This window comes from Endozoicomonas sp. ONNA2, from assembly GCF_024606365.1.
GTDB lineage: Bacteria > Pseudomonadota > Gammaproteobacteria > Pseudomonadales > Endozoicomonadaceae > Endozoicomonas.
Map to the genome: position 1 here is coordinate 1 of NZ_JAHHPO010000706.1, position 1,095 is coordinate 1,095.

Here is a 1,095-nt window from a genome sequence, read left to right on the forward strand (position 1 = left end):
CTACGGGGACGCCAAGTCGGGTGCTATTCTCGGACAGCCTCCTGGCCTTTATTGTATGATGCGTTCGATTATTAACTTCTATTGATCAAAGGGTAACCAATACACTCTATGTCTGCACTTTCTTCGAGTCTCAGCTTTCTGGTTCAAACTCTGGGTGGTTTGTATATCATGGCTGTGTTGATTCGCTTCCTGCTTCAGTTGGTTCGGGCCGACTTCTATAACCCGATTTCCCAGGCCATCGTCAAGGCCACATCGCCTTTGCTAAACCCCATCCGCAAGATCATTCCCGGATATGGCGGTGTGGACATGGCCTCTCTGGTTCTGGCATTGATACTTCAAATCATACTGCTCTACGTGCTGTTATTGATGGGTGGCTACTCTCTGGCGGCCATTCCTTTCCCCAGTATCTTGATCAGTAGCCTGGTTAAACTGTGCATCGAGTTTCTGAATATTTATATGTTCAGCCTGATCATTATTGCAATTGCCAGCTGGGTCGCCCCGAATAGCTATAACCCGGGACTGATGCTGCTGCTCCAGATTACCGAGCCACTCACCAGCCGTATACGCAAAGTGATCCCACCCCTGGGCGGGCTGGATTTTTCCCTGATGGTTCTGGTGATCATTATTATCACTTTGAAGAACTTTCTTGGCACCCTGGCCTGACCCCATCTCACCACTGGCGCTGATCTGTGGATCAGGGCCAGTCGAGATTCTTTAAACCGTCACCTTTCCGTCGATATTAAGGCTAAGTACTTACCCCCCCAAGCAACTGTGAGGCAACTGAACGCACCATGGGACAGGCCATTGAGTACATGTTTCGAAAGTCCCTGTGGCCGCCAGCAAGGTGTATTGGCACATTAACCAGGCAATGGCTCGCCCGGGCTGCCTGTATATTAAGCCTCAGCAACCCTTTCTTGATGGCCAGTGAGGAAAAGCTGTTACTGAGTGAAGCGGAATCGCCACCGTTCATCCACACCTTCGAGCAGTCCAGCTTTGAGAATGGCTCTGAACTGATCATCGGTGGTCATAATGGCTCAGACCAGCAGCAAATCCTGATAGTGCGGATAGATGACGGTTTAAAGAATCTCGACTGGC

Annotated in this window: 2 protein-coding genes; both read left to right on the forward strand. The window is 50.1% G+C overall.

The window, feature by feature from the left end; genetic code table 11:
• Window positions 1–108 precede the first annotated feature (108 nt).
• Window positions 109–663 carry a YggT family protein gene (locus KDK14_RS12485; protein ID WP_257265462.1) on the forward strand — a complete coding sequence of 185 codons (555 nt, stop codon included), beginning with the start codon at window positions 109–111 and terminating at the stop codon, window positions 661–663.
• A 128-nt stretch (window positions 664–791) separates the two neighbouring features.
• Window positions 792–1,095: hypothetical protein (locus KDK14_RS12490; RefSeq protein ID WP_257265464.1), on the forward strand; the 304-nt coding region annotated here is incomplete at its 3' end.

Excerpts from the sequence above, each read along its gene's own strand:
- KDK14_RS12485 (WP_257265462.1), top strand. The coding sequence starts at position 109 with ATGTCTGCACTTTCTTCGAGTCTCAGCTTTCTGGTTCAAACTCTGGGT.